Source organism: Pseudomonas crudilactis (genome assembly GCF_013433315.1).
In the GTDB taxonomy this organism is placed as follows: domain Bacteria; phylum Pseudomonadota; class Gammaproteobacteria; order Pseudomonadales; family Pseudomonadaceae; genus Aquipseudomonas; species Aquipseudomonas crudilactis.
This window is the reverse complement of record NZ_WXVV01000015.1, coordinates 53,802-69,744: the sequence shown is the minus strand read 5'-3', so window position 1 is coordinate 69,744 and position 15,943 is coordinate 53,802. Positions and strand designations below refer to the sequence as shown.

The 15,943-nt window shown below is 58.5% G+C and carries 11 protein-coding genes and 1 pseudogene; 7 read left to right on the top strand and 5 right to left on the bottom strand.

The genetic code is table 11. The features are described 5' to 3' along the window. Positions 1–2: 2 nt before the first annotated feature. Entirely contained in the window at positions 3–848 is an 846-nt protein-coding gene (locus GTU76_RS17525; protein WP_180699195.1) for an AAA family ATPase, read from the bottom strand. Between the two features lie 279 nt (positions 849–1,127). Here GTU76_RS17525 and GTU76_RS17520 point away from each other — a divergent pair. After that, positions 1,128–1,385 (top strand): annotated as a pseudogene (locus GTU76_RS17520) (DUF2442 domain-containing protein); the annotation flags it as partial. Positions 1,386–1,392: 7 nt separating this feature from the next. Here GTU76_RS17520 and GTU76_RS17515 read toward each other — a convergent pair. Then, complete coding sequence (locus tag GTU76_RS17515) at positions 1,393–2,469, bottom strand: DUF748 domain-containing protein (protein ID WP_180699194.1); 1,077 nt, start codon at positions 2,467–2,469, stop codon at positions 1,393–1,395. Positions 2,470–2,596: 127 nt separating this feature from the next. Between GTU76_RS17515 and cysK the strand changes: the two genes are divergently transcribed. Both cysK and GTU76_RS17505 read left to right on the top strand, forming a co-directional pair. Continuing rightward, the gene (gene cysK, locus GTU76_RS17510) at positions 2,597–3,571 is read left to right on the top strand and encodes a cysteine synthase A (protein ID WP_007911289.1); all 975 of its coding nucleotides are present in this window, start codon (positions 2,597–2,599) and stop codon (positions 3,569–3,571) included. Positions 3,572–3,754: 183 nt separating this feature from the next. Next, positions 3,755–4,693, top strand: coding sequence for an aspartyl/asparaginyl beta-hydroxylase domain-containing protein (locus GTU76_RS17505; protein WP_180699193.1), 939 nt, complete (start codon positions 3,755–3,757; stop codon positions 4,691–4,693). 272 nt (positions 4,694–4,965) lie between these two features. On the opposite strand, the gene GTU76_RS17500 is transcribed toward GTU76_RS17505, so the two are convergent. Next, entirely contained in the window at positions 4,966–5,499 is a 534-nt protein-coding gene (locus GTU76_RS17500) for a hypothetical protein (protein WP_180699192.1), read from the bottom strand. A 99-nt stretch (positions 5,500–5,598) separates the two neighbouring features. Between GTU76_RS17500 and GTU76_RS17495 the strand changes: the two genes are divergently transcribed. Then, positions 5,599–5,763 (top strand): hypothetical protein, encoded by a 165-nt coding sequence (locus GTU76_RS17495; RefSeq protein ID WP_171057299.1) that lies wholly within the window; start codon positions 5,599–5,601, stop codon positions 5,761–5,763. 95 nt (positions 5,764–5,858) lie between these two features. Continuing rightward, positions 5,859–6,722: a DMT family transporter gene (locus GTU76_RS17490; RefSeq protein ID WP_180699191.1), complete on the top strand. Its 864-nt coding sequence runs from the start codon at positions 5,859–5,861 to the stop codon at positions 6,720–6,722. Positions 6,723–6,843: 121 nt separating this feature from the next. Here the strand turns inward: GTU76_RS17490 and GTU76_RS17485 are convergent, their stop codons facing one another. Both GTU76_RS17485 and GTU76_RS17480 read right to left on the bottom strand, forming a co-directional pair. Continuing rightward, positions 6,844–7,752 (bottom strand): DMT family transporter, encoded by a 909-nt coding sequence (locus GTU76_RS17485; RefSeq protein ID WP_175555071.1) that lies wholly within the window; start codon positions 7,750–7,752, stop codon positions 6,844–6,846. Between the two features lie 85 nt (positions 7,753–7,837). Then, a complete protein-coding gene (locus tag GTU76_RS17480; RefSeq protein ID WP_180699190.1) occupies positions 7,838–9,463 on the bottom strand; it encodes a methyl-accepting chemotaxis protein in 1,626 nt (541 codons plus the stop codon). 398 nt (positions 9,464–9,861) lie between these two features. Between GTU76_RS17480 and aceK the strand changes: the two genes are divergently transcribed. Both aceK and hrpA read left to right on the top strand, forming a co-directional pair. Continuing rightward, the gene (gene aceK, locus GTU76_RS17475) at positions 9,862–11,583 is read left to right on the top strand and encodes a bifunctional isocitrate dehydrogenase kinase/phosphatase (RefSeq protein ID WP_180699189.1); all 1,722 of its coding nucleotides are present in this window, start codon (positions 9,862–9,864) and stop codon (positions 11,581–11,583) included. 269 nt (positions 11,584–11,852) lie between these two features. Next, entirely contained in the window at positions 11,853–15,764 is a 3,912-nt protein-coding gene (gene hrpA / locus GTU76_RS17470) for an ATP-dependent RNA helicase HrpA (protein ID WP_180699188.1), read from the top strand. The last annotated feature ends 179 nt before the right edge of the window (positions 15,765–15,943 follow it).

The following is a 15,943-nucleotide window of genomic DNA, read 5'->3' as shown; positions in this document are numbered from 1 at the left end:
TCTTAGCGGGTGCCGCGACGGCTCATGAACGCCAGGCGCTCAAGCAGTTGCACGTCCTGTTCGTTCTTCACCAGCGCACCGGCCAGCGGCGGAATGGCTTTGGTCGGATCGCGTTCGCGCAACACCGCTTCGCCAATGTTGTCGGCCATCAGCAGCTTCAGCCAGTCGACCAGCTCCGAGGTCGATGGCTTCTTTTTCAGGCCTGGCACTTTGCGTACGTCGAAGAACACGTCCAGCGCTTCGCTGACCAGATCCTTCTTGATGTCCGGGTAGTGCACATCGACGATTTTCTGCAGGGTCGGGCGATCCGGGAAAGCGATGTAATGGAAGAAGCAGCGGCGCAGGAACGCGTCCGGCAGCTCTTTTTCGTTGTTGGAGGTAATGATGATGATCGGGCGTTTTTTCGCCTTGATGGTCTCGTCGATCTCGTAAACGTAGAACTCCATCTTGTCGAGTTCTTGCAGCAAGTCGTTGGGGAACTCGATGTCGGCCTTGTCGATTTCGTCGATCAACAGAATGACCCGCTCTTCGGACTCGAACGCCTCCCAGAGCTTGCCCTTCTTCAAATAGTTGCGCACGTCGTGGACTTTTTCATTGCCCAGTTGCGAGTCGCGCAGACGGCTGACCGCATCGTACTCGTAGAGACCCTGATGGGCCTTGGTGGTGGACTTGATGTGCCAAGTGATCAACTTGGCGCCGAACGACTCGGCCAGTTGCTCGGCGAGCATGGTCTTGCCGGTGCCTGGCTCGCCCTTGACCAGCAGCGGCCGCTCCAGGGTGATGGCGGCGTTGACCGCCAGCTTCAGGTCATCGGTGGCGACGTAGGCCTGGGTGCCTTCGAACTTCATCTGCTAATCCTCGAACGGTAACGCCGACCTGATGGGCAGGGCGGGGGCGAAATAATCGGATGCCCGACTATAACGCGCAGCCCGGTCGACTGTGAACGCAGACGGCTTATTCAGTCTCTGAATGGGGCGTCACATGTTGACTCAGTCTCGGCCGATGGCCAGTATTCAGGTATCGCCGATTTGGCGATAGCCTTCAGGATGTCCACTGAATCTGTGGCGAGGGAGCTTGCTCCCGCTGGGCTGCGAAGCAGTCCCCATCTGCCCGGAGGCGCTGAATTGATGTTATCCATGAAACGACCACGCTTGGCGGCAGTTACTGCGCTCTCTGATAGTCGGCTTGCACTCTGCTTTGTTGATGGTCGCGCGCTGACACTCGATTTGAGTCGAGATATTCAAACGTATAAGCAGTTGCAGCCCTTGCTTGATCCCCAAGTCTTTGCGACTGCCATCTTGGGCGATAAAGGTTGGACCGTTGAATGGCCGGCCCCGGATATTCAGATTGGCGCCGATACTCTATATCTGGATGCTTTTCCAGAAATGAACCCTAACCCGCATCAGGCTTCGGCCGCTCATATCGCGCATTGAAAGCCTGTACGAAACCATTACGCAAAATCTGCAAAAAAGCTTCGAACGCGCTGATGTTTTGCTGATGCACGTTACCGCTGAGTTCGACCTTGGTGGCGAACTGGTTTTTCGCCTGGTTCTTCAGCACGGTTTCCGTGCCGCCCACCAGTGCCTCCCAGACCGAACGGAAGATGCTCTTGTTGTTGTTTTCCACGTCCTGCTGCCAGTTGAACACTTCGACGTCGCGCAGCAGTGGTTTGATATAGCCGTTGACCTGGGCTTTTTTGGCTTGGGCTTCGATCACCACGTCACCGTGGCCGGCGTTGAAGTCGAACTTGCCGTAGGCCGAGGCGAAGTCGTTCATGCGTTTGAGTTCGATGTCTTTGGCGCGCAGACGGAATTCGAAGTCCTCGAAGTTGCTCAGAGGGTCGAACGTTGCGGTGGTTTCCAGCGGTGCGTGGCCCAACAGCAGGGCTTTTCCTTCGAAGCGGGCGTCGCGTTTGCCCTGTTTGTCGACCACGTTGGTCAGGTTGTAGATGCTCGCGTCGACGTTGGTGGCGTTCATGTTGACCGGCGGTTTTGAGTTGAAATTGCGGAAGCTGATCTTGCCGTCCTGAATCTGTACTTCGTCGAGAGTGATCGGCAGCAATTTGCCCAGTTGCGCGCGCCAGTCGGTGCCCTGACCGGTCTGGGAATTCTGTTTGTTGGCCCCGCCATCGACGAAATTGATTTCGGGATTGACGAATTTCACTTGCGCCACCACAGCATGGTCGTACCACAACGAATGCCAGCTGACCGCCAGATCGATCAGCGGTGCATTGACGAACGGCACCGGCACCTTGCCGTCGACCTTGACGATCTTCAGCCCGTTGATCTTGTAGGCGCCGCGCCATAGGGCCAGATCGACATCAGTGATCTGGCCCCGATAGTCACCCATGTCCGCCAGTTTGCCGTTCAGGTAGTCGCGCACCATGTAGGGCAGGGCGATGTGCAGCGCGATCAGCAACACAACGACGACGGCGAAAACCCCTAGTGGCCAACTGTAGCGACGCTTCATGACGGCAATTCCCTGACGATGTAAGCGATTGACTATTGCCTGACGCAGTCGTTCGACCCGACTGGACTGCGCCAGGCAACAGGCATACCTTGGAAGGCTGAATTCAATGCTGCATAAGGACCCAGCCATGAGCCGTATTTTCGCTGACAACGCCCATTCCATCGGCAACACGCCGCTGGTGCAGATCAACCGCATCGCGCCGCGTGGCGTGACCATTCTTGCCAAGATCGAAGGGCGCAACCCCGGTTATTCGGTCAAGTGCCGGATCGGCGCCAACATGATCTGGGACGCCGAAAGCAGCGGCAAACTCAAACCGGGCATGACCATTGTCGAGCCGACGTCGGGTAACACGGGCATTGGCCTGGCATTTGTTGCCGCTGCCCGTGGTTATAAATTGATGCTGACCATGCCGGCCTCGATGAGCATCGAACGCCGCAAGGTTCTCAAGGCTCTGGGCGCCGAACTGGTCTTGACCGAGCCGGCCAAAGGCATGAAAGGCGCAATCGAGAAGGCGGCCGAAATCGTCGCCAGCGATGCCGACAAATATTTCATGCCGGCACAGTTCGATAACCCGGCCAACCCGGCCATCCATGAAAAGACCACCGGCCCGGAGATCTGGAACGACACTGACGGTGCTGTCGATGTATTGGTTGCTGGCGTCGGTACTGGCGGAACCATCACCGGCGTCTCGCGGTATATCAAGAATACCCAGGGCAAACCGATCCTGTCGGTGGCGGTGGAGCCGATGTCGTCACCCGTGATCACCCAGGCGCTGGCCGGCGAAGAGATCAAGCCGAGCCCGCACAAGATTCAGGGGATTGGCGCCGGTTTCGTGCCGAAGAACCTGGATCTGTCAATGGTCGACCGGGTCGAGCAGGTCACCGACGAAGAGTCCAAGGCGATGGCTCTGCGCTTGATGCAGGAAGAGGGGATTTTGTGCGGCATCTCCTGTGGTGCCGCGATGGCAGTTGCGGTGCGTCTGGCAGAGACGCCGGAGATGCAGGGCAAGACCATCGTCGTGATTCTGCCGGACTCCGGTGAGCGTTATCTGTCGAGCATGCTGTTCAGCGATCTGTTTACTGAACAGGAGACTCAGCAGTAGTCCAGTTGATTCAGGTCAGCCAGGGTTCAGGATCGTTATGCTAATAAATGCTTTGTTGCGCAATTCTTAACACTGAATCTTGTGTAAGGCGGGTTTTGCCCGGAGCCGGTAGTGTTTATCATGGCCGGCTGCCATGCCGGGTAAAGGCATTGCGCAGCGTTGTCTTTATTCAAGGAGTCGTTGATGACCTTTTCGTTAGCCGCCAAGGTATTGGTGCTGCTGCTGTTTGTGGGCAGCATCCTCTATGTGCATTTGCGCGGCAAGGCGCGTTTGCCGGTTCTGCGCCAGTTCGTCAACCACTCGGCGCTGTTCGCCCCGTACAACGCCTTGATGTACCTGTTCTCCGGCGTACCGTCCAAGCCTTATCTGGATCGCAGCAAATTCCCGGAACTGGATGTACTGCGCGACAACTGGGAAACCATTCGCGACGAGGCCATGCACCTGTTCGACGAAGGCTATATTCGCGCGGCGGAAAAGAACAACGACGCCGGTTTCGGCTCGTTCTTCAAGAAGGGCTGGAAGCGTTTCTACCTCAAGTGGTACGACAAACCGCTGCCGTCGGCTGAAACCCTGTGCCCGAAAACCGTGGCTCTGGTCAGCGCGATTCCCAACGTCAAAGGCGCGATGTTCGCGCTGTTGCCGGGTGGCAGCCACTTGAACCCGCATCGCGATCCTTTTGCCGGCTCGCTGCGCTATCACCTCGGCCTGTCGACGCCAAACTCCGACGATTGCCGGATTTTCGTCGACGGCCAGGTCTACGCCTGGCGTGACGGTGAGGATGTGATGTTCGACGAGACCTACGTGCACTGGGTCAAGAACGAAACCGACCAAACTCGCGTGATTCTGTTCTGCGACGTCGAGCGTCCGCTGAGCAACCGCGTCATGACCCGCATCAACCGCTCGATCAGCGCCTGGCTCGGCCGTGCCACCGCACCGCAGAACCTTGATGATGAACGCGTCGGCGGGATCAATCAGGCTTACGCCTGGAGCAAGAACTTCAGTGACAAGTTCAGTGGCGTGGTCAAACAGTGGAAACGCCGTCATCCGAAAGCCTACCGTGTGATGCGGCCGGTGCTGGCGGTGGTGGTGTTGACGTTGTTGGGGTATTGGCTGTTTGGCTGAGGCTGGATGTTGTAATAAAAAACCGCTCCTTGTGAGCGGTTTTTTTATGAAGAGAAGGTGAACGAGGCGCCAGCGAGGACGCCTCCTGGCTCTTCTGCGGCTGGATTTACCAATGCTTCTCTGATTCGGTGCAACTCCCGTTCAGACAACTTTCCAGAAGAGCGTTTTCTATCAGCTTTAATCGATCTGGCGCCTGGCGCCTTTTTTTCAACGGCAGCCTTCATGGTGCCTCCGGCGTTGATCATTAAATGAGCAGTTGTCCGATACTAGTCTTACCAAATTAGCTTCACAAGCCTACCCTCCGAATCGAATTCAAAACCCAGCTGCCGGTAAAGAGAAATCACCCCTGGGAGAGGCTCCTGAATTTCAATTTGTGTACTGCCGATGATTCGCGCGAAGTGAGTCACGGCGGTCAAAGCAAATGTCGCTACTCGGCTTTTGAGAGGGTGATCGTCATCGGGCTTTCCTTCCAGGCGCACAATTTTCACTCGCAACCGGCTCTGATTAGGGTTTGCAAAGCAAAGTCCGCATAACTCCTGATCAAACCAGATTGCTAAATCGAAGCTAAGTGGTTCTTTGGCCTTCCACCTGACAACATCTTGCCAAGAGAAATGAGGATCAAACCATTCTTCATAGGCACTCAGCGCTTGAGCATCGATTGCTTCGAAACGAACTCTGGAGTGATCAACATCCACTATCCCTTGCAGCAACAAGTCTCTGTGCAGTTTTGCGAAAGTAACCCCAGCCTGTTTCCTGGCCTGTGATTTGTAAACCTGGTAGCGCAAATACGTCCGTTCCCTTGGCATGTGATCCCGTGCATTCCTTGTCCTCGATGGTTGGGTGTCGCAATTGCAATCCAGCCTATTCACCTCGCGCCCAACTGTCCCTGCCGGCCCTTTGCCCAAATGCCTGCATCCCTCATCAACGCGGTAGTCGATTCAGCGGTCAACGCTGGCGTCGTGCCGTGCGCGGATCAGCAGCCCAAGCAGATCAGTCATTACCCACCACCTGTCAGTAGCACGCCGGTGTGCGCAGTCGTATCGCCGCCGGGCGTTGGCGTTTCGGGCTGATCGGCAGTTTCTGCTGACCCCTGCGCCCGCCAGAAAAACCTACTGAATTTCAGCTTCGGCTGAGTTGGCTTCTTGCCTGACTACAGGTGGTATTCATGTTTGTCCTTTCGAAAAAATCTGCGCTCGCGGCTGCGTCCACGAGCCTGTTCGTTCTGCTGTGGAGCAGCGGGGCGATCTTCTCCAAATGGGGCCTGGCCCACGCTTCGCCGTTTGCCTTTCTGTTGATTCGCTTTGTGATCGCCCTGTGTGGGCTTCTGCTGTTGGCGCCGCTGCTAAAACTGAAGTTGCCCAAGGGCGGCAAACCAATGCTTTATGCGATCGCCACCGGCGTGGTGTTGTTGGGGGCTTATCAGATTTTCTATCTGCTGGCGCTCAACACTAAAGTCACCCCGGGGGTGATGGCGACCATCATGGGCGTGCAGCCGATTCTCACCGTGGTCTTGATGGAGCGGCAGCGCTCGGCCAGCCGCTTGTTCGGTCTGGCGCTGGGCCTGGTGGGGCTGATCATGGTGGTGTACCAGGGCATCGGTCTGGCCGGGATGTCCTGGGCGGGAATGCTGTTTGGTCTGCTGGCGCTGGCGAGCATGACGCTGGGTTCGATCATGCAGAAGCGCATCACCGACAATCCCCTCGGTACGCTGCCGGTGCAGTATCTGGCCGGGCTGTTGTTGTGCGGGATTTTCGTGCCGTTCCAGCCATTTCATTTTGAACACAGCACAGGTTTCATCGTGCCAGTGTTGTGGATGGGGCTGGTGGTCTCGGTGCTGGCGACGCTGTTGCTGTATCGGCTGATCGCGCGGGGCAATCTGGTGAATGTCACCAGTTTGTTCTATCTGGTGCCGGCGGTGACGGCGGTGATGGACTATCTGATTTTCGGCAATCGCCTGGCAGCGTTGAGTGTGCTGGGGATGCTGTTGATCATTGTCGGTCTGGCGTTTGTATTCCGTAAAACCAGCTAACAGATCGTCAGGTGGCGGCTTTTAGGCCGCCGATCGCAAGCTGGCTCACTCCTACAGGGGAACGCATTCCAATTGTAGGAGTGAGCCTGCTCGCGATAGCCATTTCAGCAGCGCCAGAAGTCTAGCGAGCTGTCACCTGCGAAGGTTTCACCACAGCAGGCTTCAACACCAGCCACAACGCCGCCGCAATCAACACCCCGCCGTAGACATGCGCCATCGACAGCGGCTCATCCAGCAACAACGCCCCCCACAACACGCCGAACGGCGGAATCATGAAGGTCACGGTCATCGATTTCACCGGACCGATCGAACTGAGCAGGCGGAAGTAAATGATGTAGGCGAACGCTGTGCAGCCCAGACCCAGGCCCAGCAGCGACAGCCAGACATTCCAGCCGCCCCAACTGACAGGCGGTGAAGTGATTACGCTGTACCCGAACAACGGCAACAGGAACAACGTCGCACCGAGCATGCTGCCCAGCGCCGACAAACGGCTGTCCAGTCCGCCGGCCTGATCCAGCCAGCGCCGCGCGAGGAATCCGGCAAAACCATAACAAGTGGTTGCGAGCAGACAGGCGACGGCGCCCATCAACAGCTGCAAGTCGAACGCCACGGGGCCGGCACGGGTCAGCACGCCAACACCGAATAGCCCGAGAAACACCCCACCCAACTTGGCTGCGGTGAGTTTTTCACTGAAAAACAACCCGCCAATCAGCACGCCCATCAGCGGCGTAGTGGCATTGAAAATCGCCGAATAGCCGGCCGGCAACACCTGGGCTGCGACCGAATACAGCGTCGCCGGAATTCCCGAGTTGATCACGCCCAGCAGCATCACGGTTTTCAGTTTGCCTTTGAAATCCCAGCGCACGCGCATCAGCCCGAGGATTACCAACAGGCCAACGGCTGCAATCGACACGCGAAAGAACCCGGTCGGGATCGTGCCAATCACCGGCGCAATAATGCGCATGAACAGAAAACTCGCGCCCCAGATGGCCGCCAGCGACAACATACGGAAAATATCGACAGGGCTCACGGCGGGTCTCCTTCCTTGATCGGGACGAGAGTGTTGCCGAGCGCCCTGACGATGGCAACCGCTATTCGGGCATTCAACTTTTTGCTCAGATCACAAAGCGTGTCACCAGACCGTTGAGATCGACTGCCAGACGCGACAACTCCTGGCTCGCCGCCGAAGTCTGAGTCGCCCCGGCGGCTGTCTGTGTCGAGAGGTCACGGATGGTCACCAGATTCTGATCGACCTCACGCGCCACCAAAGCCTGCTGCTCGGCCGCGCTGGCGATCACCAGATTGCGTTGGTTGATCTGCGAAATCGACGCGGTGATTTTCTCCAGTGCCTGGCCCGCGCTGTTGGCTCGGCGCAACGTCTGGCCAGCCTGCTCGGCACTGCTCTGCAACGCACCCACTGTTGCCCCGGTGCCTTGCTGGATGCTGCTGATCATCAGCTCGATTTCTTCGGTGGAATTTTGCGTGCGTTGGGCCAGCGAACGCACTTCATCGGCGACCACAGCAAAGCCGCGCCCGGCTTCACCGGCGCGTGCCGCTTCGATCGCCGCATTGAGCGCCAACAGATTGGTCTGCCCGGCAATCCCGCGAATCACCTCCAGCACTTTGCTGATGTCCTGCGCCTGAGTGGCCAGGCCCTCGGCTTGCTCCGATGCGCCGAGTACCGCATCGACCAGTTGCTGAATCGAGCTGATGGTTTCGCTGACCTGTACATGGCCGTGCTTGCTGTCTTCGTTGGAGGCTGCGGACGCTTCGGCGCTGGACACAGCGTTGGCGGCGACTTCGTCCACCGCCGTGCTCATCTGGGTGACTGCTGTAGCGGCTTGTTCGATCTGATCGTTCTGCTGTTGCAGGCCGCGGGTGCTTTGCTCCATCACCGAACTCATTTCCTCGGCCGCGGACGCCAATTGCTGCGCCGATTCGCTGATACCGCGAATGGTCGAGCGCAGATTGCCCTGCATCTCGGCCAAGGCGTCGAGCAACTGCGATGCCTCATCTTTGCCGCTACTGATGATTTCGCCACTGAGATTGCCGGCAGCAATGCGCCGCGCCACATCCAGTGCCTGATTGACCGGCGTGGTGATGCTGCGTGTCAGTTGCCAGGCCAACAGCAGCGTGGCAATCAGGGCGACCACGATGATGATTGCGACGATCCACAGTGCCCGTTGGTACATCGCGGCGGCGGCATCAGCAGCGGCATCGGCGCCTTGCTGATTGAACGAGATCATCTGCTCGAGTGCCTTGTCGAGTACCGTTCCCTGTGGTGCCAATTCATTGTTAAGACGCGTGTAGGCCTGTTCATTCTGTCCGGCGTCGATCTGGCCGATGATTTGTTCGAGGATGCTCATGTACTTGGCGGTGTTGGCATTCAAACCGTCGAGCATCACCCGTTCTTCCTCGCTGGTGAGCAGGGTTTTGTGATCGTTAAGGCGCTTGAGCAATTCTTCGCGCTGAGCCTTGATGATGCCTTTGCTTCTGTCGCGCACGGCAGGCTGGGTGCTGGTGATCAAGCGCAAGGACTCGAGACGGATGCTGGCGATGTTCGCCGCCGCGTCATGGATGCTCTCGATGCTCGGCATCCAGGATTCTTCAATCACCGTGGCACTTTCGCGCAGGGTTTTCATCTGGCCCAGCCCAAACAGGCCGACCACCACCAGCAGACTGGCTAAAACGGCAAAGCTCAAACTGGCGCGCAAACCTATGCGCAGATTCCGGATAGACATCAGTGTGCTCCTTGATCTTTTAAGGGGGAGGTCGTCCTCGTCAGCGAGGATCTTGTTATGAGGCGGGGGTGTTGGCGGGCTGTATATCAAAGTGCCACTATTTTGGTAAGACCAATCTGGAGTCGTCGCTGACGATCCGCGCAGTTGCAGCAAAGCCACGGGCTAGACACGTGTATTCGCTATTGGATCCGAAACCCAGAGAATTCGCGGGCTGGCGCAGGGCGGCAAGAAGAACCGCTCAGGCGTTAACTGACCGAACGGTTGATTAAAAAAACTTTGCAAAAACGCGGTTCGCGTACAACCCCGGCGCAGATTTGGCAGAAATTGCACTTCACCTGCGGCCGCTTCCGTAGCTAAGCTCAGGCACAGATTTCCCCACGCACGCCGAGGTCTTATCTATGCCGCAGCAATGGCCAGCCACCGACATCGCCCGGATGATCCTCGATGGCTTTGACGATTACCGCGAGCATTTCCGGCGGATCACCGACGGCGCCCGGGAACGCTTCGAACAGGCGCGCTGGCAGGAGACGCAAACGGCGTCGGCAGCGCGGATCAACCTCTACGAAGACAAGGTCGGCGAAACCATCGCCCGTCTGCGCGAGTATTTCGACGACGACACGCTGATGAATGTCAGCTGCTGGCCGTTGGTGAAAAGCGCCTACATCAGCGTCATCGACCTGCGCTTCGACGATGAGCTGTCCGAGACCTGGTACAACTCGATTTTCTGCGGGCTGTTCAGCCACGACCTGATCAGCGACGGTTGCATGTTCATTCACACCACGCGCCCGAGCCTGCGCCGTGCCCGCGCCGCGCAAACCCGTACCTACAAACCGCAAGGGCAGTTGTCGGGGATGCTCGCGAGCATTTTTGCCGACTATCGTTTCAGCGAGGATTACGCCGATCTGCCCGGCGATTTGCTTCGCCTCGAAGCGCAACTGCGCGAGAACCTGCCGGACTGGGTGTGCAAGGATCCTGAGCTCAGCGTCGAGTTGTTTTCCTCGGTGCTCTACCGCAACAAGGGTGCGTATCTGGTCGGACGCATCTACACCCGCGACGAGCAGTGGCCGCTGGTGATCCCGCTGTTGCACCGCGAAGGGCGCGGGATTCAGATCGATGCGTTGATCACCGACGAAGCCGATGTGTCGATCATCTTCTCCTTCACCCGTTCGTATTTCATGGTCGACGTGCCGGTGCCGGCGGAATTTATCGGTTTTCTGCGGCGCATTCTGCCGGGCAAACACATCGCCGAGCTGTACACCTCGATCGGCTTCTATAAACACGGCAAGTCCGAGTTCTACCGCGCACTGATCAATCATCTGGCCAACACCGATGACCAGTTCATCATGGCGCCGGGCGTGCGCGGCATGGTCATGAGCGTGTTTACCCTGCCGGGTTTCAACACCGTGTTCAAAATCATCAAGGACCGTTTTTCGCCGTCGAAAAACGTCGACCGCGCCACAGTGATCGAGAAGTACCGATTGGTGAAAAGTGTCGACCGGGTAGGGCGCATGGCCGATACCCAGGAGTTCGCCGATTTCCGTTTTCCGCTGAGCAAGTTTGATCCGGCGTGTCTGGAGGAATTGTTGGAAGTGGCGCCGTCGACGGTTTCAGTCGACGGCGACACCGTGTTGATCCGCCACTGCTGGACCGAGCGGCGAATGACCCCGCTCAACCTCTATCTGGAAAACGCCAACGATGCGCAGGTGCGTGAGGCGCTGGAGGATTACGGCCTGGCGATCAAGCAATTGGCGGCGGCGAACATCTTTCCCGGCGACATGCTGTTGAAGAACTTTGGCGTCACCCGGCATGGGCGGGTGGTGTTTTATGACTATGACGAAATTTGTTTTCTGACCGAAGCCAACTTTCGCCACATTCCGGCGCCGCGTACGCCGGAGGACGAAATGGCCTCTGAACCGTGGTATTCGATCGGGCCGCTGGATGTGTTTCCCGAGGAGTTTCCGCCGTTTCTGTTTGCCGATTCCGGGCAGCGCAAGTTGTTCGATCAGTTGCACGGCGAGTTGTATAACGCTGATTACTGGAAGAGTTTGCAGGAGGCGATTCGGGCGGGGAAAGTCATTGATGTCTTTCCGTATCGCCGCAAAGGCTTGGATAACGAATAAGCCAGAAACCCTCACCCCAGCCCTCTCCCAGAGGGAGAGGGGGCCGACCGAGGTGTCTTGGGTCAAACGCCGACCTGAAAGATGTTGGCGATTATGGATTCGGCAAAGCTCTTTCAGGTCGATGTACCTTTGAAGCATCCCCCAATCGGTCCCCTCTCCCTCGGGGAGAGGGCTAGGGTGAGGGCAGCAATCCCCCTGACACGCCACAAATCCGCCAAATCTGCGACAATCCGCCCCCTGCACATACAGACGACCGAATTGCCTACCCGATGACCGACGAATCGCCCTCCATCGACAAACTGCTGAAAAACCTCGATCACGCCATGCTTGCCGACCGTCACCGGCTGCGGCGGCAGTTGCTTGAGCTGCGCAAGAAACCCGACGAGGCCAAGCTGGCCCAGTGGGTGACGCGCATGCAGGCGTCCTGTGATCAGGTGCTGGCGCGCAAGGCGAGCCTGCCGGTGATTCGTTACGACGACAGTTTGCCGATTGCCGCCAAGCGCGACGAAATCAAGAAGGCGCTGGAGCAGCATCAGGTGCTGATCATCGCCGGCGAAACCGGCTCGGGTAAAACCACCCAGTTGCCGAAAATCTGTCTGGAAATCGGTCGCGGCCAGCATGGTCTGATCGGCCACACCCAACCGCGTCGAATCGCTGCACGCAGCGTCGCCAGCCGGGTCGCCGAAGAGCTCGGCACGCCACTCGGTTCGCTGGTCGGCTATCAGGTGCGTTTCGAGGATCAAAGCGATTCCAACACCCTGATCAAACTGATGACCGACGGCATCCTGCTCGCGGAAACCCAGAACGATCGCTACCTCGAACGCTACGACACGATCATCGTCGACGAAGCCCACGAACGCAGTCTCAATATCGACTTCCTGCTCGGTTACCTGAAAACCCTGCTGCCGCGTCGCCCGGATCTGAAAGTCATCATCACCTCGGCGACCATCGATCTGGAGCGTTTCTCCAAGCACTTCGATGACGCGCCGATTGTTGAAGTCTCCGGTCGTACCTTCCCGGTGGACACCTGGTATCGCCCGCTGACGCTGGAGCAGGACGAAGAGGGCAACCGCGTTGAAGACGACCTGACGGTGGATCAGGCGATCCTCGCGACCCTCGACGAAATCGCTGCTTATGAACGCAGCGAACGCCGCAGTCCTGGCGATGTGCTGGTGTTTCTGCCCGGCGAGCGCGAGATTCGCGACGCCGCCGACATGTTGCGCAAGGCGCAAATCAAACACACTGAAATCCTGCCGTTGTACGCGCGCCTGTCGCCGGCCGAGCAGCAGCGGATTTTCCAGTCGCACCCGGGCCGTCGCGTGGTGCTGGCGACCAACGTCGCCGAGACCTCGCTGACCGTGCCGGGCATCCGTTATGTGATTGATAGCGGCACCGCGCGCATCAGCCGCTACAGCTATCGCGCCAAGGTGCAGCGCCTGCCGATCGAAGCGATTTCCCAGGCCAGCGCCAATCAGCGTAAAGGTCGCTGCGGCCGGGTCGAGCCGGGCATCTGCATTCGCTTGTACAGCGAAGAAGATTTCCTCGGTCGCCCGGAATTTACCGATCCGGAGATTCTGCGCACCAACCTCGCCGCGGTTATTTTGCAGATGCTGCATCTGCGTCTCGGCGAGATCACCGCGTTCCCGTTTATCGAGCCACCGGATGGCAAGGCGATCAGCGACGGTTTCAACCTGCTGCAAGAGCTCTCGGCGGTGGATCGCAACAGTCAGTTGACCCCGCTCGGTCGGCAATTGGCGCGCTTGCCGGTCGACCCGCGCATGGGCCGTATGCTGCTTGAAGCAGCCAAGCTCGGCAGTTTGCAGGAAGTGCTGATCGTCGCCAGTGCAATGTCGATTCAGGACCCGCGCGAGCGTCCGCCGGAGCGTCAGCAAGCTGCCGATCAGGCGCATGCACAATGGAAAGACGTTGATTCCGACTTCGCCGGGTTGGTTAATCTGTGGCGGGGTTTTGAAGAGCAGCGCCAAGCATTGACGGCCAGCCCGTTGCGCAACTGGTGCCGGAAGAATTTCCTCAACTATTTGCGTCTGCGCGAGTGGCGCGATTCCCATCGCCAGTTGAGCCTGATCTGCCGCGACATGCAGTTGAGCCTGAATAAAGAGCCTGCGGATTATCCGAAACTGCACAAAGCGGTGCTGGTCGGTTTGCTTAGCCAGATCGGTCAGAAAACCGAGGACGGCGATTACCTCGGCGCGCGTCAGCGGCGTTTCTGGATTCATCCGTCGTCGGGCATCGGCAAGAAGCGTCCGCAATGGCTGATGACCGCCGAACTGGTGGAAACCACCAAGCTCTACGCGCGCATGGTCGCCAAGATCGACGCCGACTGGATCGAGCCGCTGGCCGGGCACCTGATCAAGAAAAATCACTTCGAACCGCACTGGGAGAAGAAGCGCGGCCAAGTCGTGGCGTTTGAACAGATCACCCTGTTCGGGCTGATCGTGGTCGGCCGCCGCCCGGTGCATTACGGCCCGGTGGATCCGGTGGTTTCCCGAGAGCTGTTTATTCGCGAAGGTCTGGTGCGTGGCGAGATTCAATCCAGAGCCAAGTGCCTGACGGCCAACCAGCAACTGCTGGAACAGCTCGACGAACTGGAAGCCAAGGCTCGTCGCCGCGACATTCTCGCCGACGAAGAAACCTTGTACGCGTTCTACGATGCGCGGCTGCCGGCGGAGATTCACCAGACCGCAACCTTCGACAGTTGGTATCGCATCAACAGCCAGAAGAACCCGCAGCTGTTGATCATGCGCGAGGAAGACGTGTTGGCCCGCGAGGCCAGTGAAGTCACTGCGCGCGATTATCCGGACACGTTGCACATCGGCGATCTGGAGCTGGCGCTGACCTATCACTTCGAGCCCAATCACCCGCGCGACGGCGTGACCCTGCGCGTGCCGGCGCCGCTGCTGCCGATGTTGCCGCCGGAGCGTCTGGAATGGCTGGTGCCGGGCCTGATCGAGGCCAAGTGCATCGCCCTTGTGCGCAACCTGCCGAAAGCGCTGCGCAAGAATTTTGTGCCGGTGCCGGACTTCATCAAGGCTGCCTTGCAACGCATGACCTTTGCTGAAGGATCATTGCCGCAAGCACTGGGCCGTGAGCTGTTGCGCATGACCGGCGCGCGGGTTAGCGATGAGGCGTGGGCGGAGGCTGAGCAAGGGGTTGAAGGGCATCTGCGGATGAACCTGGAAATCGTCGACGGCCAGGGCAAGTTCCTCGGTGAGGGGCGCGATCTGGCCGAGCTGACCGCGCGGTTTGCCGAAGCCAGCCAGGCCGCGTTGGCCGTGCCGCAAACTGCGAAAAGCCAGCAGCCGGTCGAGGCGAAAGTCTTTGCGCCGGTGGCGGAAAAGACTCAACAGAAGATCGCCGGGCTGTCGATGACGGTGTATCCAGCGTTGGTCGAAGAAGGCGGTACGGTCAAGGAAGGGCGTTTCTCGACCCCGGCCGAGGCTGAATTCCAGCATCGTCGCGCCTTGCAGCGGTTGTTGATGCAGCAACTGGCCGAGCCGGCCAAATTCCTGCGCGGCAAGTTGCCGGGGCAGACTGAATTGGGCTTGCTTTATCGCGAGCTGGGCCGGGTCGATGCGCTGGTCGAAGACATTCTGCTGGCCAGCCTCGACAGCTGCATTCTTGAGGGTGAAGACCCGCTGCCGCGTGATGGCGCCGGGTTGGCGGCACTGGCCGAGCGCAAACGTGGCAGCTGGACTGAGCATGCCGAACGGGTGGCGCGGCTGACGCTGGAGATCCTCAAGGTCTGGCACGGTCTGCAAAAGCGCTTCAAGGGCAAGATTGATCTGGCCCAGGCTGTGGCGCTGAATGACATCAAGCAGCAGATCAACAATCTGGTTTACCCGGGTTTTGTCCGCGAGACGCCGATGCAGTGGCTCAAGGAACTGCCGCGTTACCTGAAAGCCATCGAGCAGCGTTTCGAGAAACTCGGCGCGCAAGTGCAGAAGGATCGCGTCTGGAGCGGCGAACTCGCCGGTCTCTGGGCGCAATACCAGACTCGCGCAGCGAAACATGCGCAGGAAGGCAAACGCGATCCGCAGCTTGAGTTGTACCGCTGGTGGCTCGAGGAATATCGGGTGTCGCTGTTCGCCCAGCAGTTGGGCACCAAGGTCCCGATCTCCGATAAACGTCTGAACAAACAGTGGACCCAGGTCGAACCCTGACCTTGAGCCATGCGCTATCCCCTGTGGGAGCGAGCTTGCTCGCGAAAGCAGAGTGTCAGTCAACTCAATAGCGACTGATACGACGCAATCGCGAGCAGGCTCGCTCCCACATTGGGATTTGGGTTGTGCTTGAGAAAGGCGCCAAAAGTCCACGTTTATGGCAAACTTCGCGACCATAA